Raw genomic sequence first — 24,157 nt, 5'->3', positions numbered from 1 at the left:
AGGCTAATAATTTTTTTCTTAGTATAAATTTGTTACAATCGCCACAAATTTACATTACTAAGGCTAAAACGTGATAGACGTCGTAGAAATTCAAAAAATTCTCCCACATAGATTTCCATTTTTACTTATAGATAGAGTTGTCGAGCTAGAGCCAGCTAAGAATATCGTGGCTTACAAAAATGTAACCATTGGTGAGCCGATATTTCAGGGGCATTTCCCAGGTCATCCGATATATCCTGGCGTAATGATAATCGAAGGTATGGCGCAAGCTGGCGGCGTGCTAGCTTTTAAAAGCATGAGTGATGAGCATCAAGCTGGTATCGAGAATAAAGTGGTCTATTTTATGAGCATAGACGGAGCGAAATTTCGCCATCCAGTCCGCCCTGGAGATAGGCTAGAGTATAGACTAAACGTGCTAAAGCATAAGGGAAATATCTGGGTGCTTGAAGGAAAGGCATACGTAGATGACGCACTTTGCGCTGAGGCTGAACTAAAAGCGATGATAGTCGATAAATAGGCTTTAAGAAAAAGAGAGACAATGAAAAATATCCACCAAACAGCCGTTATAGAAGATGGAGCGATCATTGGAGATGACGCAAATATCGAGGCTTATGCGTTTGTAAGTAAAGATGCGGTCCTTGGCAACAACGTCACGATAAAGCAAGGCGCAAGGGTGCTTGGCAAGACGAGGATCGGCGATAACTCTCGTGTATTTAGCTACGCGATCGTGGGCGATATCCCGCAAGATATCAGCTATAAAGATGAGATTGATACCGGCGTCATTATCGGCGAGCACGCAACTATACGTGAGTTTTGTACGATAAATTCTGGTACGCACAAAGGCGATGGTATAACAAGGATCGGTGATAATGCTTTTATAATGGCATATTCTCACATTGCACACGACTGCATAATAGGCAGCAACGTCATTTTGGCAAATAACGCAACTCTAGCAGGCCATGTCGAGCTTGGCGATTACGCTGTTGTGGGCGGTCTTACGCCTATTCATCAGTTTGTTAGAGTTGGGGAAAGCTGCATGATAGCAGGTGCAAGCGCGCTTAGCCAAGATGTAGTGCCATTTTGCCTAGCTGAGGGCAACAGAGCATATATAAGAAGCTTAAATTTGGTTGGCATTAGACGCAGGTTTGACAAAGAGCAGGTTGAAGAGCTTGTTCGCGCTTATAAATTTTTGTTTAATCAAGGCATCAGCCTAAAAGATCAGGCAAATGAGCTGATCGCAAAAACCAGCGATGAAAATGTTAAAAAAATGTGTAAATTTATATTAGAAACGACAAGAGGAATTCCGCTTGCAAAAGGAAGAGATTAATGGCTAGAAAGTGTAATTTTTGTGGAGAGGCAGAGTCTGCCGAGAGAAGATTACTCGCTGATATCGAAGGAAATGCCTATATATGCGAGTACTGCATAGCAGCCGCATACGATATGATACATGGAGATACTAGCGTAGAAGAGAGTAAAAATGACGAAACGATAGAGTATCAAAAGCTCACACCAAAGGAGCTAAAAGCGGTACTTGATAACTATGTGATCGGTCAAGACAGGGCTAAAAAGGTCTTTAGTGTCGGCGTATATAACCACTATAAGAGAATTTTTAAACAAAGCGACATCAAAGACGATACTGAAATTTCAAAATCAAACATCTTACTTGTTGGCCCAACTGGAAGCGGCAAGACGTTGATGGCTCAGACTTTGGCGAGATTTCTTGATGTGCCTATCGCGATTTGCGACGCAACAAGCCTAACTGAGGCTGGATATGTCGGTGAGGACGTTGAAAATATCCTAACAAGGCTTTTACAAGCTGCAAATGGCGATGTTAAAAAGGCGGAGCAGGGCATTGTCTTTGTAGATGAGATCGATAAGATCGCTAGAATGAGTGAAAATAGAAGCATCACAAGAGACGTTTCAGGCGAAGGCGTACAGCAAGCGCTTTTAAAGATCATCGAAGGAAGCGTCGTGAACATCCCACCAAAAGGTGGCAGAAAGCATCCAAACCAAGACTTCATCCAGATAGATACGACAAATATCTTATTCGTTTGCGGTGGTGCATTTGACGGACTTCTTGATATCATCGAGAGAAGAGTTGGTAAAAACGTACTTGGATTTAATCAAGAAAAACGTGGCAAAAACGAAAAAGAAAATTTACTAAGCCTACTTGAGCCAGACGATCTTGTAAGATATGGCCTCATCCCAGAGCTTATTGGCAGACTTCACGTAGTAGCTACTTTAAACGAGATAACAAAAGAAGATATGGTGAAAATTTTAACTGAGCCAAAAAATGCGATATTAAAACAATACCAAAAGCTTTGTGCGATTGACGGTGCTACGCTTAAATTTGATGATGAGGCACTTGAAGAGATAGCAAGTCTAGCTATTGAGCGAAAGACTGGAGCCAGGGGGCTTAGAAGTATAATGGAAGAGCTTATGACAGACATAATGTATGAGCTACCAGAGTTAAAAGAGTATGATATTGTTATCTCAAAAGAGACTGTAAAAGATAAGGCAAAGCCAATTTTAATAAAGCACGATAAGAAAATAGCGTAAAGGAAATAGATGTTTTTAGATCAGGTTATAGGTTTTTTCTCAAGTGATATGGGCATAGATCTCGGTACGGCAAATACACTTGTTTTGGTAAAGGATAAAGGCATAATAATAAACGAGCCTTCTGTTGTTGCAGTAAGGCGTGAGAAATATGGCAAACAAAAAATTTTAGCGGTCGGACATGCTGCAAAAGAGATGGTAGGAAAAACTCCAGGCGATATTGAGGCGATAAGACCGATGAGAGATGGCGTTATTGCGGATTTTGATATGACTGAGCGTATGATACGCTATTTTATAGAAAAGACTCATAAAAGAAAAAGCTTTTTACGCCCAAGGATCATCATCTCAGTCCCTTATGGACTTACTCAGGTCGAAAGAAAGGCTGTTAGAGAAAGCGCCTTAAGCGCTGGAGCAAGAGAGGTATTTTTGATCGAAGAGCCTATGGCAGCAGCGATTGGCGCAAATTTACCAGTTCGTGAGCCACAAGGTAACCTGGTAGTTGATATCGGTGGTGGTACGACTGAGATTGGTGTCGTCTCACTTGGTGGTCTAGTTATTTCAAAATCAATCCGCACAGCTGGAGATAAGATTGATATTAGTATTGTTAATTACATAAAAGAGAAATATAACCTACTAATAGGTGAGCGAACTGGCGAGGAGATAAAGATTGCTGTAGGTTCTGCTGTGCAGCTTGAAAAAGAGCTAAGCGTAGTGGTAAAAGGACGCGACCAAGTAAGTGGTCTTTTAAGTAGAGTCGAGCTAACAAGCGAAGATGTAAGAGAGGCGATGAGAGAGCCACTAAAAGAGATCGCAGATGCGCTTAAAACCGTGCTTGAGATGATGCCACCTGATCTTGCGGGCGATATCGTGGAGACTGGTATCGTACTAACTGGCGGTGGAGCGCTTATTAGAGGACTTGATAAATTTTTATCTGATATCGTTAAACTTCCAGTTTTTGTAGCTGACGAGCCACTCCTTGCGGTTGCTAGAGGGACGGGCAAGGCACTTGAAGAGATTGGGCTTTTACAACAGCTGACAAATGAAGAGTAAGATTGTTCTTTTTGTTTTTATAGCATTGCTTGCTACGGCCTCAGTTTTCAAGGGAGAAATTTTAAGTAATCTTTCTATCGGGTTTAGTAACTATGCTACAAATTCATACGACAATTTTGCTAAAAGTGTGAAAGACTATATAAACGAATATTTTAGGCAGGCTAGCGAGATAGAAAAACTAAGAGCGCAAAATGAAGAGCTAGAGCGCTCAGCTACGCTTCTTTCTACTTTTGCAAATGAGCTAAATCAAATTTTAAAAGATAAAAACTCAACTGTCTACGCCCCAGCTGTAAAGCTAGTAAAAGGGCTTAGCTACGTGCATATCGGGGATTATAATAAAATTTGGATAAGCGAGTTTGAAGGATACGACCCAAATAAAATTTATGGACTCATCTATCAAGGAAATAGTGCTGGTATCGTCATCGCAAAAGATGGCAAGCCACTAGCTTACTTGCAAAATGACCCAAAAAGTATATTTGCAGTTTATATAGGAAATGACAAAATTCCAGGCGTCGCGCATGGAAATCAAGGCCAAATAATGGTGAAATTTATCCCACAATGGCTCAGCCCAAAAGAGGGCGACGAGGTCTTTACGAGCGGGCTTGATGGGATATTTTTTAGTGGGGTGCCAGTAGGGCGCGTGAGTAAAATTTTAAAAGAGAGCTCCTATCAAAGCGTGATAGTTGAGCCCTATGCAAAGCTAAACATACCAAACTACCTATACGTTGTAACAAAGGAAAAATAATGCCAAAAAGAACAGATATAAATACTATTTTGCTAATCGGCTCAGGCCCTATCGTCATCGGTCAAGCCTGCGAATTTGACTACTCAGGCACGCAAGCAGCCAAGACACTAAAAGAGCTTGGATACCGCGTAGTGCTTATCAACTCAAACCCAGCCACCATCATGACTGACCCAAATTTTGCCGATGCAACGTATATTGAGCCTATCACAAAAGATAGCATTTTAAAGATCATCGAAAAAGAAAATATTGACGCGATTTTGCCAACGATGGGCGGACAAGTAGCGCTAAATGCTGCTATGGAGGTCTTTGAGAGTGGTCTTTTAAAGGATGTGAAATTTCTTGGTGCAAACCCAGAAGCGATAAAAAAGGGCGAAGATAGACAAATTTTTAAAGCGACCATGCAAAAGATCGGCATGGACTTGCCTGAGAGTAGATATGCTTATAATATGGACGACGCGCTAAATGCGGCAAATGAGATAGGCTTTCCGCTCATCATAAGAGCTAGCTACACGCTTGGTGGCGCAGGAAGTGGCGTGGCTTATAATATGGATGAGTTTAAAGAGTTAGCCAACACCGGCCTTGACGCAAGCCCGATACATGAAATTTTGATAGAAGAGAGCTTACTTGGCTGGAAAGAGTACGAGATGGAAGTCATTAGAGATAGAAATGACAACTGCATCATCGTCTGCTCGATCGAGAATTTTGACCCAATGGGCGTGCATACAGGCGATAGCATCACGGTCGCACCGGCCTTAACGCTCACAGATAAGGAGTATCAAGCTATGCGTGACGCTAGCTTTGCCATACTTCGCGAGATCGGCGTTGATACTGGTGGCAGCAACGTGCAGTTTGCCATAGACCCAAAAAGTGGCCGCATGATCGTTATCGAGATGAACCCACGCGTTAGCCGAAGCTCGGCGCTTGCCAGTAAAGCTACTGGCTACCCGATCGCAAAGGTTGCGACACTGCTTGCAGTTGGTTTTAGCCTAGATGAGATCAAAAATGACATCACTGGCACGCCTGCTAGCTTTGAGCCGGTGATCGACTACATCGTGACAAAGATCCCGCGTTTTACATTTGAGAAATTCCCAGGATCAAACCCATATTTAGGCACTGCGATGAAGTCAGTTGGCGAGGTGATGGCGATAGGTAGGACATTTAAAGAGAGTATCCAAAAGGCGCTTTGCAGCCTAGAGCGCGACCTTTGCGGATTCAATAGCCTTAGCCTAGAGAAAAACGCTTTGATTTATGGCATCAGAAATGCAAATGAGAGGAGAATTTTATATCTAGCACAAGCCTTTAGAGATGGCTTTAGCGTGGCTGAGGTACATGAGTTTAGCAAGATCGACCCTTGGTTTTTGGAGCAAATTTATGAGATAGTTAAATTTGAAGATAAGATCGACATGGATATCTTAAATAATGAAGAGCTACTTCGAGAGGCAAAAAGCATGGGCTTTTCAGACAAGATGATAGCTGTGATTATAAATGAAAAAGACGATCTTGAGCTTAGCCAAAATGATATCTATTTTGCTAGGCAAAAGCTTGGCATCGAGCTTGAATACAACGAGGTCGATACTTGTGCGGGCGAGTTTAAGGCACTAACGCCGTATCTTTACTCAACCACAAATATCACTAAATTTCCTAAAAAAGAGCTAGCAAAAGACGCTAAAAAGGTGATGATAATAGGTGGCGGTCCAAACAGGATCGGTCAGGGTATAGAGTTTGACTACTGCTGCGTGCACGCAAGCTACGCCCTAAGAGACCTTGGCATAAAAACGATAATGTATAACTGCAACCCAGAAACCGTCTCAACCGACTACGACACGAGCGATATTTTGTATTTTGAGCCGATTGATTTTGAGCATGTTAGATCAGTTATCGAGCGCGAAAAGCCAGATGGCGTGATCGTGCATTTTGGTGGTCAAACTCCACTTAAATTTGCAAAACGCCTAAGCGTGATCGGCGCTAAGATCATCGGCACAACCGCAAGAGTGATCGATGTGGCAGAGGATAGAAAGAAATTTAGCGAATTTATAAATAAAATAGGCGTCCTTCAACCTAAAAATGACACCGCCACTAGCTTAGAGGAAGCCTTACAAAAGGCCGCAAATATCGGCTATCCAGTGCTGGTTCGTCCAAGCTACGTCCTTGGCGGCAGGGCGATGAGAAGGGTACACAACGAGAGCGAACTAAAAGAGTATATGAATGAGGCGGTAAAGGTTAGCAACCACTCACCAGTGCTACTTGATAAATTTTTACAAGATGCAAAAGAGCTTGATGTAGATGCGATATGTGACGGCAAAGAGGTCTATATCGGCGCAATAATGGAGCACATCGAGGAGGCTGGAATTCACTCTGGCGACTCAGCTTGCATATTGCCACCGATGAGCTTAAGTGATGAAATGATAAAAAAAGTGGAGAAGCAAACAAGAGATATCGCGCTAAATTTAGGCGTCGTTGGCCTTATGAATATCCAGTTTGCCATCTATGAAAACGAGCTTTATATGATCGAGGTGAATCCTCGCGCGAGCAGGACCGTGCCGTTTGTGAGTAAGGCTACTGGCGTGCCTATGGCAAAGGTGGCGACAAGAGTTATGTGGCAGGGAAATTTACGTGAGGCACTTAAATTTTATGATGATTACAAGGTTGTTTATGAAGATGGCGACATCCTAAAACCACGCGTTAGCTCGCATATTTGTGTAAAAGAGTGTGTATTGCCATTTAACAAGCTAAGTGGCGCCGATCTCATCCTTGGCCCTGAGATGAAAAGTACTGGCGAGGTCATGGGTATCAGCCACGACTTTGCAAGCTCATTTGCAAAGAGTCAGATCGCTGCTAGCAACACTTTGCCAAGCAAAGGCAGGGTATTTTTAACGTTAGCTGACGCTGATAAATCTTACGCACCTAATCTTGCAAAAGAGCTAATAGCGCTTGGCTTTAGCATCATCGCAACTGGTGGTACGCATAAAATTTTAAGCGAGGCTGGTGTGGAGGCCGAGTTTGTCTATAAGATAAGCGAGGGTAGGCCAAATGTCGAAGATAGACTTAAAAACGGCGATATCGCACTTGTTATTAACACAAGCGATACAAAATCAAGCGTGGATGATGGCAAAAAGATCCGCCAAAATGTGCTGAGATTTAAAATTCCATATTTTACAACGATCCGTGCAGCACTAGCAGCTGCTAAGTCGCTAAGTGCAGTTCAAACTGGTAAAGCACTTGAAGTAAAAAGCTTGCAAGAGTATTTATCTAAAAAGTAATAAATTTAAGGCAGTTTAGCTTATAGCTAAACTGTTTTTTAAAGTATTGTTAGAAGCAATAGATGTCCATATATGGTATTTTGCTTTTAATTTTAGTTTAGCTTTCATCAATCTAGTAATATTAAAGCTTATGTTTAATATAATCTCACTCAAAAGGAGAGATTATGAAAATTTTAAATGCTTTTTTTACGGGTATTATATTTGTCCTTGCTCCTATTTTTACGCTATTTGTTGGAATTTACAACAACTACTTTTCTTACTATGGCATAAGCGAGTATTTTAATGTTATTTTTGTTGATAACGTGCCTTTCTTATGGCTTTTGCCCGTATTTTTTATATTTGGGTATTGTTTTTTTTACGCGCCTTTTAGAAAAATTTTTAGAGCTTTTTATTTAGTTTTGCTGATAGTTTGTGCTTTTAGTTGGTATCCTGACTTTGGGCGCACTTTAGGAGAGAATTATTTTATGAGCAAATCGCTATCTTTAGATATCTCATCAAATTTAGAAAATGAGCAAAAGACTGATGGAAAGATACTTTATGAAGGACGAAGAGAAATTTATTTTTTAAGAAGCGATAATAATAAAGTCGTTAAAATTTCAAAGTAAAGTTTTACCTTTATTTAGTTAAAATGGCATAAAAATTTAAAGGTTTAAAATGCGTTTAAAACTCCCACACGTTCCGTATATTTCACATAAAATAGCAATAGATCTTCTAAATTGTGGTTTCGTAAGATTAAATAAAGGCATTGAGCCAATCGTATCAAAAACAAGCGAAATTTTAACAGTCGATATTCAAAAAGAAAGAGCTTTAGATGAGCGAGTAAATGAGCTTTTGGAGAAAAATGAAGACGAGATGCAAACTATGCAAATTGACCGCAAAAATATGTTTTGGCTCGTTAAAAAGAAGCTCGCAGGTGAATTTGATGTAATCTTAACCCACGAAGATAGATTTAGCAATATCGCTCACAAAGTGCTTGAAACTATTTGGAAGAGCGGTCTTGTTGACTATAATGTATCTGAAAATCGCGTAAAAAATGTGATTTATAACTCAATAGACGAGTACTTAAAAAGCTATGAGAAGATAGAAGATGATGTTTATGAAATGATACAAAATTATAAACATAAGCTAATCCCAGGAACTGATGAATATGATCTTGTCTTTGAGCGTTTGTATCAAGATGAGCTTAAAAAAAGAGGCATGCTTTAATGAAAGCTTACATTTATATTGAAAATGGTGTTTTTTTAGAAGCAAAAGCTTTTGGTGCTCATGGTGAGTGTGCAGGTGAGCTCGTTTTTAATACCTCGATGACTGGCTATGAAGAGATCATGAGCGATCCAAGCTATGCTGGTCAGTTTATCGTCTTTACTATGCCAGAAATAGGCATAGTAGGTATAAACGAAGACGATATGGAGAGTCTTAGAATTCATGCAAGTGGCGTTATAATGAGAAGCTACAATGAAATTCCATCAAACTACCGCTCGCAAAAATCTTTGGGAAAATTTTTCGAAGAGCAAGGTAAATTTGGCGTTTATGACGTTGATACTAGATACCTCACAAAGATGTTACGCGATGAAGGTGCCTTGATGGCTTATATCTCAACGCAAATAAGCGACAAAGATGAGCTAAAACGCAGGCTTGAAAGTAGCGGCCGTATCGAAAATATAAACTACGTAAAAACAGTTAGTGCGATGGATGAATATGAGCACAAAAAAGGAGCTTGGGATAGAAATTTAAAGTCATATAAGCCGTTAAAAAGTATTGGCAAAAAAATAGCTGTTTTTGACTTTGGTGTAAAGAGAAATATCTTAAACGAGCTATGTGAAACTGGTCTTGAAGTCATCGTTGTACCACACGATACTAAGGCTGAAATTTTAATAGAAAAATTTAAAAATGGTGAGATAAATGGGGTATTCTTATCAAATGGTCCTGGTGAGCCAAAAAATTTAAAGGCCGAAATAGGCGAGATTAAAAAGATGATTGAGGCTAGGATACCTATATTTGGCATTTGCCTTGGACATCAGCTACTATCAAATGCCTTTGGATATGAGACATATAAGCTTAAATTTGGTCAACACGGAGCAAATCACCCAGTGCTAAATTTAGAGACAAAAGCGATCGAGATAACAACACAAAATCACAACTACAACGTACCTGAGAGTATCGCAGAAGTAGCAGTTGTGACTCATAGAAATTTATTTGACAACACAATCGAAGGCGTGAGATACAAAGACTATCCGATCTTTTCAGTTCAGCACCATCCAGAAGCAAGTGGTGGCCCAAGTGAGAGCAAATATATATTTAAGCAGTTTTTAGAAATTTTATAAGATGCAAAATATAAACCTTTACATGATTATCTCAGTTGCATTTTTAAGTAGCTTTAGTCATTGTGTAGGTATGTGTAGTGGATTTTTGAGCCTACAGACTCTATTTTTTAAAGGCAAAAGCAAGAGAGAAATTCTAATGCTAAGTACGCTTTATAGTCTAGCTAGAATCTTTGCTTATGTGGTTTTAGGAGCTTTGTTTGGTGCCTTTGGAGCGGCCATTAGCTTTGGCTTGCAAGCAAGAGGTCTTATATTTTTTATAGTTGGCTTAGTGATCGCGTTTATCGGCATTGCCTTGCTTTTTAGGGGCGAGCTTTTAAAATTTGTGGAGAATCAAAAGGCACTTAATTTTGTAGTAAGAATTGCAAAAACAAGGATTCAAAAGAAAAATTTAGCAAATTTTTTATTACTTGGTTTTTTAAATGGCTTTTTGCCTTGTGGTGTGGTTTATTATTTTTTGGCACTTGGGATTTTAAGTGCAAATTTTATTTATTCGGCTTTTATAATGCTTGTATTTGGTCTTTGTACATTGCCAGCCATGCTTTTAGCTAGCTTTGTATTTGGGATTTTAAATGAAAAATTTAAAGACATAATGTTTAAGATTTCGGCTAGCATAATGATAATAAATGGAATTTATCTATCATTTTTAGGATATAGAGCAAATGCCTAAGATAGTTAAAGTAAGAGAGATAATTGTTAATTGCGTCAAAATTTATGATGTTTGATAAATATAACCAAAAAGGAAGAATAAATGAGCAAGATTCTTAATAATCTAACTGTTCTTATCGTTGAAAATGAGGGAGATGGTAAAAAAATAGTACAAGAAGTTATGCGAGATAAATTCGAAAAAGTTATCACTGCTCAAAATGGCGATGAAGGACTTAAAAAATTTAAAAAATATAATCCAAATATGGTTATAACAGACGTTTTTATGCCTATAATGAATGGCCTTGATATGGCTAAAAGCATTAAAGAAATTTCAAAAGATACACCTATTATAGTTTTTAGCACAAATAGTGAAAAAGAAACACTTCTAAAAGCAATAGATGTTGGTATTGATAAATACGTTTTAAAGCCGATTGATCTTGATGATTTTTTGGTTACTTTAGAAAATGTTGCTAAAAATAAGATAGAAACAGCAAATATTATTCAGGTTACAAATGGATATAGTTTTAATAAAATAAAACGTGTGCTTATCAGAGATGGTGTTGAAATTTCTCTTACAAAAAAAGAACTTGCTTTTATATCCTTACTCATAAAAAGACTTGGTACGCTTGTACTTCACGATGAAATAAAAAATGTTGTTTGGGTTGGCGAGAGCGTAACAGAAGCTGCTATTAGGACCTTTGTTAAACGTGTTAGAGATAAAGTTGGCAGTAATTTTATAAAAAATGTTCCTGGGCTTGGTTACAAAATAGATAGAAGACTCTCTTAGTAAAAGATAATTTATATTAATTAAGTCTTTTTATAGTTTTTCTACTCTAAAATAACCGAAAATTAATATAAATTTAACTAGGAGGAAAATTTATGCGACCATCCCAGTTGCTACATTATGATTATAGTGTGGCAAAACTCTTTATGTTCTCCACGATATTTTTTGGTATTGTTGGCATGGCTATTGGTGTTTTGGTAGCTTTTCAGCTTGCCTGTCCTGATCTAAACTATATAGCTGGTGAGTATTCGGCATTTGGTAGATTGCGTCCTCTTCATACTAACGGTATCATTTTTGGTTTTATGCTCTCTGGTATATTTGCCACTTGGTATTACATAGGACAGCGTGTCCTAAAAGTATCAATGAGTGAATCTCCGTTTTTGATGTTCATTGGTAAGCTTCATTTTTGGCTTTATATACTTGTTATGATTCTAGCTGTCGTGACACTTTTTATGGGCGAGAGTACATCTAAAGAGTATGCCGAGCTTGAGTGGCCACTAGATATTGCTGTAGTAGTAGTCTGGGTACTTTGGGGCGTTAGTATATTTGGACTTATTGGTATACGCCGCGAGAAAACACTTTATATCTCGGTTTGGTATTACATTGCTACGTTTCTTGGCGTTGCTATGCTTTATCTATTTAATAATATGGAAATTCCAACAAGACTAGTTAGTGGATATGGCTCATGGCTACACTCAGTTTCGATGTATGCTGGCTCAAATGATGCTTTGGTTCAGTGGTGGTACGGTCACAACGCAGTTGCGTTTGTGTTTACAGTAGCGATCATCGCCCAAATTTATTATTTCTTACCAAAAGAGAGCGGACAGCCAATATTTTCTTATAAGCTTTCGTTATTTTCATTCTGGGGCCTTATGTTTATCTATCTTTGGGCTGGCGGTCACCACCTAATATATACTGCTGTGCCTGATTGGATGCAGACTATGGGTTCGGTTTTTTCTATTGTTTTGATTTTACCTTCTTGGGGTTCAGCTATTAATATGCTTCTTACAATGAAAGGCGAATGGACACAACTTCGCGAGAGCCCGCTTATTAAATTTATGATTCTAGCTTCAACTTTTTATATGTTTTCAACTCTTGAAGGCCCTATCTTAGCCATCAAATCTGTAAATGCACTGGCTCACTATACTGACTGGGTGCCAGGACACGTACATGATGGCGCACTTGGCTGGGTTGGTTTTATGACTATGGCAGCACTTTATCATATGACGCCACGTGTCTTTAAGCGCGAAATTTATTCAAAATCCTTAATGGAAGCTCAATTTTGGATACAAACAACAGGTATCGTTTTATACTTTGCTTCGATGTGGATTGCTGGTATTACGCAAGGTATGATGTGGAGAGCAACTGATAGCTATGGAAATTTACTATACTCATTTATTGATACTGTTGTAGTGCTTATACCTTATTATTACATTAGAGCTATTGGTGGACTTTTGTATTTGATTGGCTTTTTGATGTTTGCTTATAATATCTACAAATCAACTTCTGCTAAAGCTATTTTGGCAGAGCCAAAAAGTGCAACGCCTATGGGCGGTGCTAAAGCCAATGCGGAGGTGATGTGATGTTTGCTTGGTTAGAAAAAAATCCATTCTTTTTTGCAGTTTGCGTCTTTATCGTCATAGCTTATGCTGGCGTGGTAGAAATTTTACCTGACTTTGCAAATAGAGCTAGACCACTTGAGGGTACAAAGCCTTATACAGTTTTAGAGCTTGCTGGAAAAAATATATATATACAAAATGGTTGCAACACTTGCCACTCACAGATGATACGTCCGTTTAAAGCAGAGACTGATAGATACGGTATGTACTCACTAAGCGGCGAATTTGCTTATGATCGTCCGCATCTTTGGGGCTCAAAAAGAACTGGCCCAGATCTTATGCGTGTGGGTAATTATAGAACGACAGATTGGCATGAAAATCATATGTTAAACCCAGCCTCTGTTGTGCCAGGCTCGATCATGCCAGCATATCCATTTTTATTTAAAAAAAATGCTGATATAGAGACTGCTTACGCTGAAGCGCTAACTGTTAAAAAGGTTTTTAACACACCTTATGATGAGAAAGATATGCCAGCTCTTGGTACTTTTGAGCAAGCAAATACTAACGTGAAAGAGCAGGCTGCAAGTATCGTTGAAAATATGAAAGATGAGCAAGTAAAAAGTGCTTTTGCAAAGGGTGAAATTCGCCAGATCGTGGCACTTATCGCCTATCTAAATAGCCTAAAATAGGAGTTAATAATGGATATTAGAGAACTTCAAGCTTATGGCTATTTTATTTTGACAGCATTCTTAGCTATCACTTTGTACGCTTATTTTTTTCATCTTTATAAAAGTGAAAAGCAAGGTAGAAGAAATTATGAGAAGTATTCAAGATTAGCCCTAGATGATGAGATCGGAAGTAAAATTTTAGAGCAAAAGGCTACAAAGGAGAGCGTATGCAATGGCTAAATTTAGAAGATAATATAAATCTACTTGCGTTAATAGGTGCCATCTTAATTATCGTACTAACTGTCGTTGTAGCTGGCAAGTATGTTGGTCAAATGAAAGTTAAAAAGGATGAAAGCGTAGAGCTTAGCGAGCACAACTGGGATGGGATAGGCGAGTATAAAAATCCAGTTCCATTTGGTTGGGCGGTAGTTTTTTTATTAACACTTGTTTGGGCGATTTGGTATTATTTACTTGGTTATCCACTAAATTCTTACTCACAAATCGGTGAATATAATAAAGAAGTAAAAGAGGCAAACGCTAAATTTGAAAAAGAGTATGCAAACCCAAGCAAAGAAACACTTCATGCTATGGGAGAGAGCGTATTTTTGGTGCAATGCTCAGCATGTCATGGTATCACAGGCGATGGCATTGGTGGCAAAGCTGCAAATTTACAAATTTGGGGTAGTGAACAAGGAATAGTTGATACGATACTAAATGGCTCAAAGGGGCTTGATTATCCTATGGGTGAGATGCCAGCTGGGTTAGCTGATGCTGATGGAGCAAAGGCTATCGCAGCTTATGTTGCAAAAGAGATAAGTGCTATAAAAAGTACAAAAAATGAAAATTTAGTAGCTATGGGAAAAGAGCTTTACGCAGCTTGTGCAGCTTGTCACGGAGATGATGGCAAAGGCATGGATGGCATGTCGGCTGATCTTAGTAAATATGGTTCAAGTGAGTTCATAGTGGATGTACTAAATCGTGGTAAAAACGGCAACATCGGTGTTATGCCTAAATTTAATGATGGCAGATTAAACGAGATACAACAAAAAGCAGTTGGCGAATATGTCATATCGCTATCAAAGGGCGAATAATGGAAAATAAAAATAGAAACATCTTTGCTTTAAATGGCATTAGCGGTTATTTGGTGGCGGTTTTGCTTTTGCTATCTATCCTTGGCGTACTTACTTATATTGGTATTGGCTTGCAAAAAGATGTAGCAACTAAGCCTTACTCATTAAAAGATGCAAGTAGCATTGAGATGAAGAGCGTTGATAACGCTAAACACGTCATTATAAAGGAGTAGCGATGCTAGGCATAATAGAAAAAGCCATAATCTTGCTGATAGTTGTTGCAGGAGCTATTTGTGCGTGGTCAGTGCTTACATCAAACCACCTTTTTGTAGGCTAGGTGTGAGAAAATTTATACTCATTTTTATATTTTTGCTCTCACAAAGTTTGGCTTTGGGAGCAAATTTTGTGATAAATAATGATGAAATTTTAAGCCAAAAAGTAAGTTTAAAGCTAAATGAGATCGGTAGCGAGCTTTACACAAAAAGCGGTATAAATTTAGTAGTTGGTGTATATAAAGATGGTGAGCTAGAAACTCTTTTTAAAGAGCAAAACCTTAGCTTGCCTTATGCTTTTTTACTGCTTATAAAGGATAAAAAGAAAGTAGAAATTTTTGCTGATTCTAATACTTCAAAGCTTTTTAATAAAGAACAAATTTTAAGTGTAAATCCAGAGTCAGGGACGATAATTCCTATTTTAGTTTCTAAAAATGGCAAAGATGTCTATAATGCTGCTATATTAAATGGCTACGCTGATATTGCCGAACAAATCGCATCTAGCTTAAATTTACAGCTTGAAAGTAGTGTTGGAAATTCAAACAAAACTACATTAAATTTTTTAAGATTTTTCATCTATGGTTTGGTTGCATTTTTTATAATTGTTGTCTTTTATAAAAAGGTAAAAAATGGATAAAAAAACCTTTTGGCCTTATGCTATTGTGCTTAGCTTCATTGCTATCATTATCGCTTGCGCAGTAACGATCATCATAGCGCTAAAACATCCAGTCGAAATGGATAGCTCTTATATGCAAAGCTACCAAAATGTCGATGAAAACATAACCTTTATCAAAGAGAGTGAAAAACGCTTTGATGAGAAATTTGATCTAAAATTTGAGCCAAATTTTAATGCTCTAAATGGTAAGTTTAAATTTCATCTAACTCCAAAAAAAGGAGAAATTTCAGCTTTAAAATATGAAATTTTACTCACTCGCCCACAGACAAATAAAGAAAATAAAATTTTAAGAGCTTCATGGCAAGAAAATGATCTAGTAAGCGAAGGAACAAGTCTACAAGAAGGCAGGTGGCAGCTACTTTTAAGGCTAAGTGACACTAATGATACAAGGTATTATAAATTTGACCTTAATGTCACAAAATGATCTTAAAATCGCAGCTTTGGTATCTAAGAAAGATCTCAAAGCCGAGTTTAAATTTTAACAAACTAATCTTTTTGGCTAAATCTAAAACCAAGTTGCTAAGTTTGTATCAAATAAAGCTATAAATCAAATCTCTTTAAATCCAAAATTTAATCCCAAACGCTCGCAAGTGCCGACATATTCTTTAAATTTGTAGATTAATGGATGCCATTTTTGCGTATCTATCTTGTCATCTTTTAGTAAATTTTCATCTACAAAAATGCCTGTAATCTTGCAAGTAACGATACTAAACCACTCTTTTAACTCTATCTTTTCTACAACCGTTTCTATCTGTATCTTGCACTCTTTTATCCTGACGGTTTTTGCATTTATGCCAGGCTCTTTGCTGAGATTTGCCACCTTAAATTTGTCGTGCTCGTAGATGTAGCCAAGATTCTTTTTTTCTTCTGGTACTTCACTATCACCAGTTAGTTTTTCCATTTTTTGCACAGCTTCTAGCAGGCTTTCATCACATAAATTTAGCGTGATATCTGAACCGTTTTTGATATTTTTAAAGCCTTGATTTTCAATGCCTATGCCAAGCACCACTGTATTTCCTAATGTCCAAGAAGATGAAAGCACTGTGATATCGTCGTTTGCATTTTTATCTTTTGTGGTGGCTAGCAAAACCGGAAAGCCGTAGTAAAAACCTTGTCTGTTTAACTCTTTATGCATTTTTGCTCCTTTTTTTGTGATTGTAGCTTTTGGCTCTTTAAGGCTTAAAATTTTAATGTATTTAGATAAAAATTTAAAGCTTTACCTAAGCGTAAAAAGCGCTCTTTTATCAGCAATTAGCTATCATTGCTTAAAAATTTAAGAGAGAAAAATGCATAACCTAAACCAACTTTTTGTATTTACGAACTCGCGTAAGATTCGTGAATTTAATGCAAGTTTTAATGATGAGCTAATCCCAAAAAGCCTAAGTATTGCCGAGTTTTATAAAAAGGTAGTTTATGTAGATGGTAGGTTTGAGATTGATAGCACCTATGCTTTAGTGCTTATGAATAGAGCCTGTGCTAGCGTCAAAAAGGCAAACTCTGTTCTTAAAATTCCAACTGAGTTTTTTGAATTTTTGAAAAATAATGACTATCTTTTTTCATTTTTTAAAGAGCTAGCTATTAGTAAAAAGAGTATTGCTGAGATCAAATTTAACGATATTTACGCTAATTTTGAGGAGCATTTAAACATACTTGAAGCGGTTTTAAAAGAGTATGAGAGCTTGCTTGGTCAAGAAAATCTCTACGATGATATAACCTTGCCAAAAATTTATAACATAAATGAAGCTTACATAAGAAGTTTTAGTGAAATTTCACTGCATATAGATGGAATTTTAAGTGAATTTGAGTGGGAAATTTTAGAGAAAATCTCAAAGCTAACTACGCTAAAAATTATCTTTCAAACCAGTGTTTTCAACACAAAGCTAATCAATAAAATAAAGCAAATTTCAGCTATTAGCGATATTGAAAATTACAAAAAATATGAGCTAAATTTAAAGACAAATGAGCTAATTTGCTTAGAAAATATCAAAAAATTTGAGCCAGTCTTAGAAAAGCGATTTGCCACTAGAAGCCTGCAATGTGCCTACGCTATGGCAAAGGCGAGCGAGTTTGTGCGTGAGGGCATAAAGCCTGAAAACATCGCTGTCATATTACCAGATGAGAGTTTTAGTGAAATTTTAAGGCTACATGATAGCAATAAAATTTTTAACTACGCTATGGGCGAGAGCTTTAAAAATATAAAATTTTATGAGACGCTTTTTTACATTGCAAGAGCGATCAATGAAGAGGCAAGGCCGGTTTTTGATCAAAGCAAGTGTGAGAGCTACGAGGAGCTTGGCTTTATCTTGAGCACGCTTGGCATAAGCGAAGAGCTTTTTAATAAATTTAAATCAAGCTACTTTGATCTTTGCGACTTTGCTAAATTTAAAGGGCTAATAGATGAGCTTTTAACGCTTGAAAATGAGCCAAGATGTGAAGAAAAGCTCGCGCTTGAGCTTTTTAGGATTGAAAATTTATGCAGGTATTTTGACTTTAGCTTAAAGCAGTTAAGTGAAATTTTCTTGCTAAATATCTCGCGCCTTAGCATCGATGATGTGGGCGGTGGAAAGATCAGTGTCATGGGCATGCTTGAGAGTCGTGGAATGAAATTTGATGGCGTGATCATAGTTGATTTTAATGATAACTTCATCCCAGCAAGAAGCACAAATGAGATGTTTTTAAACTCGAAAGTGAGGCAAAAAGCAGGACTTATAAGCTACCTTGAGCGTGAAAATTTGCAGAGATTTTACTATGAAAGTCTTATAAACAATGCCAAAAAGGTCGCCATAAGCTGTGTTTTAAATGAAGAGAGCATACCTTCAAGATTTTTAAAAAATTTCAAAACAATAAAAGACGAGAAATTTAGTGACGAGGCGTATTTAAAATTATTTTTAAAAGGAAGTACAAGCCTAAATTTAAGTGATGATGAGATCATTTTGGAGCATGATTTTTTTACTAAACCGCTATCATTTTCGACACTAAATTTATTTCTAACTTGCCCAAGAAAGTATTATTACGCAAAGATAGCTGGTATAAAAGGAGCAAAAGCAATAGCAACTGGGCCAGGATCTAAGCAAGGAAATAGTGTGCACAAGGCGCTTTATGAATACTACACAAGTGATTTTTATAGACAAAAAAATATATTTGATTTGGCTATTTTTAAAGAAATACTCGCAAAGCAAGATTTTTCTTCGCTTGAGCTTGAGATTTGGTCGCAGAAATTTAAAGAATACGCAGAGTTTGAAAATGAACGTTTAAGTGATGGCTTTAGAGTGCTTGAGTGTGAAAAAGATATAGAGGGTGATTTTTGTGATGTAAAGATAAAAGGCATTATCGATAGGATCGATGCTAGCCCTGATGGCGAGCCTTTTATACTTGATTATAAAACTGGTGAGGCAAATGCGAACTCGCTTCAGCTTGCATTTTATGAAGCACTTTATGGTAGCGAGGTAAAAAGTGCTTATTTTGCTCTAAAGAATGAACCAGTACTTATTAACTCTAAAAAAAGCGTGGATGATCTAAAGGCTGAGATAGAAAATCTAAAGAGTATAAATAACACTAAGATAAATTTTGAAAGAAAGAGCGGAGCTTGTAAATTTTGCGAGTATGCAATACTTTGTAGGAGAGAGTTATGAAAGATTTTTTAGCCCTAAAAGCAAGTGCTGGAAGCGGGAAAACATTCGCTTTAAGCGTTCGTTATATCGCTTTGGTGCTTCGAGGCGAAAATATAAACGAGATCATCGCTCTAACCTTTACCAAAAAAGCGGCCAATGAGATGAAAGAGCGCATAATCGCAACTTTTTTGGACTTACAAAACAAAAAAGATGAGCTTGATAAGCTTTGCAAAGAGCTTAGTTTGAACCAAGACGAGGTCATAAAAAGACGCGATGAGAAGCTTGATAGATTTTTGCAAAGTGAGCTAAAAATTTATACATTTGATGCATTTTTCTCTGGAATCCTAAAAAAATTTAGCCAAAATTTAGGACTCAGTCCTGATTACAGTGTGCAAGATAGTCTGCAAGATCTAGCGTGGAAAAAATTTGTAAAAGAGGCAAGCAAGGATCAAAAGCTTCTTAGTGAGCTTGCACTCATGATGATAATCTCAAGCCAAAAAGAGGCGAGCTTTTCACAGACTTTGGCTAAATTTTATGAGAGTTTTGGCGGCGAGCTAAAAGATAGCGGCGCAAGCTATCCAGACGATAGCAAGGTAAGAGCAGCGCAAAAGGAGATAAATGAGCATATAGCCTTGCAAAATGGTGCTAGCGATACGGCCAAAAAGACATTTAGTGAGCAAAATTTATTTGAGCTTTTTAAAAATAAGGTCTTTGAAAGAGAGAGCCTAAATTACCGCACTTTTAGCAAAATTTATACAAGTGAGCTTGACGAGCTTTTTGTAAAGCTAAAAGAGGTGGCAAAAGAGTATATTTTGGAGGTCGAAAGATACAGACTTAGCGGCTTTAGCAAGCTCTTAAACGTTTATAAATACTCAAATTTAGAGCTAAATAAAGAGATAAATGCTTTAAGTTTTGCTGATATAAATAAGCTGGTCTTTAAGCTTTTGGTTGAAAATTTTGATAAAGATGTGCTTTATTTTAGGCTTGATGGCCGCATAAATCACCTTTTGATAGATGAGTTTCAAGATACAAATGTGATCCAATATGAGATCATCTTGCCAATTATCAATGAAATCGTTTCAGGATACGGACAAAACGGGCTTGGAAGCTTTTTTTATGTTGGAGATACGAAGCAGAGCATTTATAAATTTAGAGGCGGTAAAAAAGAGCTTTTTGATAAGCTTGGAGATGATTTTAGTCAGATAGATATAGAAAATTTACCAAGTAACTATCGCAGTTTAAAGGCTTTAGTGAAATTTAATAACGCTGTTTTTGAAGAAATTTATCATAGATATGGGCTTAGTTTTGAGCCACAAGAGCCAGCTAAAAAAGATAAGGAACTAAGCTACAAAGTAAGTGGCGAGTGTCCTTATTTTAAAGCCGAGGAAGATGACTATGGCTACTTGTGTGTGCTAAGTGACGAGGATATCGCGGGTGCATCAGTTTCACAAGTAAAAGAGCTACTTGCAGCTGGCGTAAATGCAAGTGAGATAACTGTGCTTTGCTGGAAAAATAGCGACATCAGCCTCATCTCAGAGGTGCTTAGCAGTGAGGGGATAAAAAGCGTAAATGAAGGCACTTTGGAGCTAAAGCGAACGCCGTTTGTTGCAGCGATCATCGAGTATGCGAAATTTTGTATTTTTGGTGAAGAAATTTATGAAAAAAATGTAAAAGCACTTGTAAATACAAATCCTAAAAGGCTAAAAATAAAAGCTGAAGATAGTGCGACAAAAAGCCTATTTTATCTAGCTAAAAATTTATACATAAATATGGCCGATGTTGATATTTTAAGGCTTTTTGAGCTAAGTAGTGGCTACAAAAATTTAAGCGATTTTATCTTTAATCTTGAAAATTTCAGCTCTAAAATCAGTCCTAAAAATGCTGACGGCGTAAAGATAATGACTGTTCATAAGTCAAAAGGGCTCGAGTTTTCTCACGTGATAGTTTGCGATATGATGAGTAAGGGCAGAGGCGATGACTCAAACTTTATAACAGAATATAGCGAAAAAGGCGAGTGGATAGTAAAAAGTAGAATTTCTGGTAGAGAAAATTTTGACCCTGAGTATGCTGGTGTGTTAGAGCAAATGAGAGAGCTTGAGAAGCAAGAAAATATCAATAAAATTTACGTCGCCTTTACAAGAGCCACAAAGTCGCTTATCATTATTAAACAAGCTGCTCCAAGTGGAAATAGTCCTAGCTTTTTTTCTTTTTATACTAGAAGCGATAAAAGCGAAGTAAACGACTATCTTGATCTAAAAGAGTTTAGCTTTGGCAAAATTTTGCCTAGTAAAACTGAGCAAAAAGAGCTAAAAAAAGATGAAAAAATGCCTGAAATTTTAAAGATAGAAAGGCAAGAGGTAGAGGCAAGAGAGCAAAAAACGAGCGGTAAAAATTTAGAGGCAATCTATTTTGGTTTAGCGTTTCACTATTTGCTTGAGATGAGTGAAAAATTTGATGAAAATTCGCTTTTAAAAGCCAAGAGTTTAATGCTAAATAAATTTTATAAATTTCTCTCACTTGGTAGGCTTGAAGATACCTTTAAACGAGCAAAAACGCTAATAAATGAGCCAAAATTTCTAGAGTGCATAAAGGATAAAGAAATTTACAAAGAGCAGCCATTTAAAGTAAAAAACGAACTAAAACAGACGGACTTATTTTGTATTGGAGAGAGCGAAATTTGTGTGATTGACTATAAAACGACCGATAAAAATATCGAGGAAAATAAAAAACAAGTTGGAGAATACAAAGAGGCATTAAGTAAATTTTATCCAAAGCATAGTATAATCGCCGTCATCTTCTACGCTCTTGATGGAAAAATTTCATATCTTGAAGTTTAAATACTACTTAATTTAAGCTTTATAAAAGCATTGTTTAAATACAATCACAACTCAAAAATTAACTTGGCAAAGGTAAGAAAATGACAAAAATAACAAAGCCAAACGAAGTTAAGCGAGACTGGATCGTTGTTGATGCAGCTGGTAAACGTTTTGGTAGATTGCTAACTGAGGTAGCAACTATACTTCGTGGCAAAAACAAACCATGCTTCACGCCAAACGTAGATTGTGGCGACTATGTTATCATCATAAATGCTTCAAAAGTAGAATTTACTGGTAATAACAAAGCTGAAGATAAACTTTATCACAGACACTCAGGATACTTTGGTAGCGTAAAGAGTGAAAAATTTGGCGATTTGATAGCAAATAAGCCAGAAAAACTATTTAAATTAGCTGTTCGTGGAATGCTTCCAAAAACTAAACTTGGAAGAGAGATGATAAAAAAACTAAAAGTTTATGCTGGCAGTGAGCATCCTCATACGGCACAAATAGCTAAAAAAGAAGGAAAATAATTATGGCAAAAGTTTATGCAACTGGTAAAAGAAAAACTGCCGTAGCAAAGGTTTGGATAAAAGCTGGAAGCGGTAAAATCGTAGTAAATGGTATGGATCTTAATACTTGGCTTGGTGGACATGAAGCTATAAAGCTTAAAGTAATTCAGCCACTTCTAGTTACTAAACAAGAGAGTTTAATAGATGTAGTAGCTACAACTTTAGGTGGTGGTTATTCAGCACAAGCAGAGGCTTTAAGACACGGTATTTCACGTGCTTTAGCTGATATGGATGCTGATTTTAGAGCAGCACTTAAACCAAAAGGCTTATTAACTAGAGATTCTCGTGTTGTTGAACGTAAGAAATTTGGTAGAAGAAAGGCAAGAAGAAGCCCACAATTCTCTAAACGTTAATGAGTTTTTGCAAGTGCTTTTGCATTTGCAAAATTTAAGTTGTGTAAATTTCAAATTTACATTGTTAATTAAATTATGATTTAGAGTCGGTTAAATTTTATTCAGTTAAAATGTAACCACTTTAAAATAAATCCTAAGAAAGGAATTCTAAATATGAAAAAGATTGCTTTAGCTATGGTTGCCGCAACAGCGGTTTTTGCGTCTAACGCAGCATATAATTATGAAGTTACTCCAACTATTGGTGGCGTTCACCCAGAGGGAAATTTACGTGTAAAAGACCACAACTTCGTTGGTGTTAGAGTTGCTAGAAATCTTGAAGATTTTTTCTTTGACCAAGTAGAGCTTGGTGTTGATTACACTCAAAAAGCAAAAGAAAAAACAGGTAGCTTAACAAGAGAAGGAAGAGTTCTTAGATATCATGCAAATCTTGTAAAAGATATAGTTGATTTTGGACCAGTTAGTCTATATGGTTTAGTTGGTGCTGGTTATGAAGATGTTCCAGCTATTTTTGTTAAAAATGAAGATGGCGGTTTTGGCCAATATGGTTTTGGCTTAAGATATCAAGTAACTGATAGATTTGCTCTTAAAGCAGAAGCAAGAGACGCTATCAAATTTGAACATGCTGATCATAACCTATTCTATTCACTAGGCTTTGGTATCGGTCTTGACTCAAAAGCAGCTCCAGTTGTGGCGGCAGCTCCAGTTGCAGCAGCAACTCCAGCAGCAACTCCAGTTCTTGATGATGATAATGATGGCGTGCCAAACGATATAGATCAATGCCCTAACACTCCAGCTGGCGTGGTTGTTGATGAAAGAGGATGCGAAAAAGTTATCGTTCTTAGAGATTTAGATGTTAATTTTGCATTTGATAGCTATAAAGTTGGACCAAAATATGCAGCTGAGATCAAAAAAGTAGCTGACTTCATGGGCGAACACCCAGATTATAAAGTTGTACTTGCTGGTCACACTGATAGCGTAGGTGCAGAAGCTTATAACCAAAAACTATCTGAAAAAAGAGCAAAAGCAGTAGCTGATGTTCTTGCTGGCTATGGTGTAAGCGAGGATAAAATTTCAACAGTTGGCTACGGTGAGCTTAAACCAATTGCTACAAATAAAACTAAAGAAGGTCGCGCTCAAAATAGACGCGTTGAAGCTACTTTCAATAAATAATCTTATTATTCAAAGTTACTTCTTTTAGG

24 protein-coding genes are annotated in these 24,157 nt (G+C 37.2%); 23 read left to right on the top strand and 1 reads right to left on the bottom strand.

Annotated features, from left to right (window positions below; all coding sequences use genetic code 11):
* Nucleotides 1-70 precede the first annotated feature (70 nt).
* From fabZ to ATCC51562_RS04310, 18 genes are all read left to right on the top strand, one after another.
* Complete coding sequence (gene fabZ / locus ATCC51562_RS04395) at nucleotides 71-517, top strand: 3-hydroxyacyl-ACP dehydratase FabZ (protein WP_021091063.1); 447 nt, start codon at nucleotides 71-73, stop codon at nucleotides 515-517.
* A gap of 21 nt (nucleotides 518-538) precedes the next feature.
* Nucleotides 539-1,327, top strand: a complete 789-nt coding sequence (gene lpxA, locus ATCC51562_RS04390) for an acyl-ACP--UDP-N-acetylglucosamine O-acyltransferase (protein ID WP_021091018.1) — start codon at nucleotides 539-541, stop codon at nucleotides 1,325-1,327.
* A complete protein-coding gene (gene clpX, locus ATCC51562_RS04385; RefSeq protein WP_021090629.1) occupies nucleotides 1,327-2,559 on the top strand; it encodes an ATP-dependent Clp protease ATP-binding subunit ClpX in 1,233 nt (410 codons plus the stop codon). The genes lpxA and clpX overlap by 1 nt, the downstream gene beginning before the upstream one ends.
* A gap of 9 nt (nucleotides 2,560-2,568) precedes the next feature.
* Nucleotides 2,569-3,606: a rod shape-determining protein gene (locus ATCC51562_RS04380; RefSeq protein WP_021090637.1), complete on the top strand. Its 1,038-nt coding sequence runs from the start codon at nucleotides 2,569-2,571 to the stop codon at nucleotides 3,604-3,606.
* Nucleotides 3,596-4,351, top strand: coding sequence for a rod shape-determining protein MreC (gene mreC, locus ATCC51562_RS04375; RefSeq protein ID WP_021090867.1), 756 nt, complete (start codon nucleotides 3,596-3,598; stop codon nucleotides 4,349-4,351). The genes ATCC51562_RS04380 and mreC overlap by 11 nt, the downstream gene beginning before the upstream one ends.
* Nucleotides 4,351-7,611: a carbamoyl-phosphate synthase large subunit gene (gene carB, locus ATCC51562_RS04370; protein ID WP_021090469.1), complete on the top strand. Its 3,261-nt coding sequence runs from the start codon at nucleotides 4,351-4,353 to the stop codon at nucleotides 7,609-7,611. Before mreC ends, carB begins: the two co-directional genes overlap by 1 nt.
* A gap of 164 nt (nucleotides 7,612-7,775) precedes the next feature.
* The gene (locus ATCC51562_RS04365; protein WP_021090558.1) at nucleotides 7,776-8,216 is read left to right on the top strand and encodes a hypothetical protein; all 441 of its coding nucleotides are present in this window, start codon (nucleotides 7,776-7,778) and stop codon (nucleotides 8,214-8,216) included.
* Between the two features lie 49 nt (nucleotides 8,217-8,265).
* A complete protein-coding gene (locus ATCC51562_RS04360) occupies nucleotides 8,266-8,817 on the top strand; it encodes a DUF507 family protein (RefSeq protein ID WP_021091020.1) in 552 nt (183 codons plus the stop codon).
* On the top strand, nucleotides 8,817-9,935 hold the full coding sequence (gene carA, locus ATCC51562_RS04355) for a glutamine-hydrolyzing carbamoyl-phosphate synthase small subunit (RefSeq protein WP_021090763.1): 1,119 nt from the start codon (nucleotides 8,817-8,819) through the stop codon (nucleotides 9,933-9,935). The genes ATCC51562_RS04360 and carA overlap by 1 nt, the downstream gene beginning before the upstream one ends.
* Nucleotide 9,936: 1 nt before the next feature.
* Complete coding sequence (locus ATCC51562_RS04350) at nucleotides 9,937-10,602, top strand: sulfite exporter TauE/SafE family protein (RefSeq protein ID WP_235044181.1); 666 nt, start codon at nucleotides 9,937-9,939, stop codon at nucleotides 10,600-10,602.
* 81 nt (nucleotides 10,603-10,683) lie between these two features.
* Nucleotides 10,684-11,367, top strand: coding sequence for a response regulator transcription factor (locus ATCC51562_RS04345; RefSeq protein ID WP_021090989.1), 684 nt, complete (start codon nucleotides 10,684-10,686; stop codon nucleotides 11,365-11,367).
* A 92-nt stretch (nucleotides 11,368-11,459) separates the two neighbouring features.
* Nucleotides 11,460-12,947 carry a cytochrome-c oxidase, cbb3-type subunit I gene (gene ccoN, locus ATCC51562_RS04340; protein WP_035167282.1) on the top strand — a complete coding sequence of 496 codons (1,488 nt, stop codon included), beginning with the start codon at nucleotides 11,460-11,462 and terminating at the stop codon, nucleotides 12,945-12,947.
* Nucleotides 12,947-13,612 carry a cytochrome-c oxidase, cbb3-type subunit II gene (gene ccoO, locus ATCC51562_RS04335; RefSeq protein WP_021090509.1) on the top strand — a complete coding sequence of 222 codons (666 nt, stop codon included), beginning with the start codon at nucleotides 12,947-12,949 and terminating at the stop codon, nucleotides 13,610-13,612. The genes ccoN and ccoO overlap by 1 nt, the downstream gene beginning before the upstream one ends.
* 9 nt (nucleotides 13,613-13,621) lie before the next feature.
* Nucleotides 13,622-13,831, top strand: coding sequence for a cytochrome c oxidase, cbb3-type, CcoQ subunit (locus tag ATCC51562_RS04330; RefSeq protein WP_021090915.1), 210 nt, complete (start codon nucleotides 13,622-13,624; stop codon nucleotides 13,829-13,831).
* A complete protein-coding gene (locus ATCC51562_RS04325; RefSeq protein ID WP_021091000.1) occupies nucleotides 13,819-14,682 on the top strand; it encodes a cbb3-type cytochrome c oxidase N-terminal domain-containing protein in 864 nt (287 codons plus the stop codon). Before ATCC51562_RS04330 ends, ATCC51562_RS04325 begins: the two co-directional genes overlap by 13 nt.
* Complete coding sequence (locus tag ATCC51562_RS04320; protein ID WP_021090794.1) at nucleotides 14,682-14,894, top strand: DUF4006 family protein; 213 nt, start codon at nucleotides 14,682-14,684, stop codon at nucleotides 14,892-14,894. The genes ATCC51562_RS04325 and ATCC51562_RS04320 overlap by 1 nt, the downstream gene beginning before the upstream one ends.
* A gap of 106 nt (nucleotides 14,895-15,000) precedes the next feature.
* Complete coding sequence (locus ATCC51562_RS04315; protein WP_021090461.1) at nucleotides 15,001-15,570, top strand: hypothetical protein; 570 nt, start codon at nucleotides 15,001-15,003, stop codon at nucleotides 15,568-15,570.
* Entirely contained in the window at nucleotides 15,563-16,033 is a 471-nt protein-coding gene (locus ATCC51562_RS04310) for a FixH family protein (RefSeq protein ID WP_021090770.1), read from the top strand. The genes ATCC51562_RS04315 and ATCC51562_RS04310 overlap by 8 nt, the downstream gene beginning before the upstream one ends.
* A gap of 123 nt (nucleotides 16,034-16,156) precedes the next feature.
* On the opposite strand, the gene ATCC51562_RS04305 is transcribed toward ATCC51562_RS04310, so the two are convergent.
* Nucleotides 16,157-16,744, bottom strand: coding sequence for a flavin reductase (locus ATCC51562_RS04305; RefSeq protein ID WP_021090871.1), 588 nt, complete (start codon nucleotides 16,742-16,744; stop codon nucleotides 16,157-16,159).
* 151 nt (nucleotides 16,745-16,895) lie between these two features.
* Between ATCC51562_RS04305 and ATCC51562_RS04300 the strand changes: the two genes are divergently transcribed.
* The 5 genes from ATCC51562_RS04300 (at nucleotide 16,896) to ATCC51562_RS04280 (ending at nucleotide 24,128) form a co-directional block, all read left to right on the top strand.
* Nucleotides 16,896-19,241: a PD-(D/E)XK nuclease family protein gene (locus ATCC51562_RS04300; protein ID WP_021090561.1), complete on the top strand. Its 2,346-nt coding sequence runs from the start codon at nucleotides 16,896-16,898 to the stop codon at nucleotides 19,239-19,241.
* On the top strand, nucleotides 19,238-22,057 hold the full coding sequence (locus ATCC51562_RS04295; protein ID WP_021090552.1) for a RecB-like helicase: 2,820 nt from the start codon (nucleotides 19,238-19,240) through the stop codon (nucleotides 22,055-22,057). Before ATCC51562_RS04300 ends, ATCC51562_RS04295 begins: the two co-directional genes overlap by 4 nt.
* An 80-nt stretch (nucleotides 22,058-22,137) precedes the next feature.
* On the top strand, nucleotides 22,138-22,566 hold the full coding sequence (gene rplM, locus ATCC51562_RS04290) for a 50S ribosomal protein L13 (RefSeq protein WP_002939292.1): 429 nt from the start codon (nucleotides 22,138-22,140) through the stop codon (nucleotides 22,564-22,566).
* Between the two features lie 2 nt (nucleotides 22,567-22,568).
* Entirely contained in the window at nucleotides 22,569-22,958 is a 390-nt protein-coding gene (gene rpsI / locus ATCC51562_RS04285) for a 30S ribosomal protein S9 (protein WP_021084780.1), read from the top strand.
* 153 nt (nucleotides 22,959-23,111) lie between these two features.
* Nucleotides 23,112-24,128 carry an OmpA family protein gene (locus ATCC51562_RS04280; protein ID WP_021090741.1) on the top strand — a complete coding sequence of 339 codons (1,017 nt, stop codon included), beginning with the start codon at nucleotides 23,112-23,114 and terminating at the stop codon, nucleotides 24,126-24,128.
* Nucleotides 24,129-24,157 lie beyond the last annotated feature (29 nt).

It is taken from the genome of Campylobacter concisus ATCC 51562, assembly GCF_000466745.1.
GTDB lineage: Bacteria > Campylobacterota > Campylobacteria > Campylobacterales > Campylobacteraceae > Campylobacter_A > Campylobacter_A concisus_B.
The sequence above is the reverse complement of the archived record's forward strand: the minus strand, read 5'-3'. Positions and strand labels throughout refer to the sequence as shown.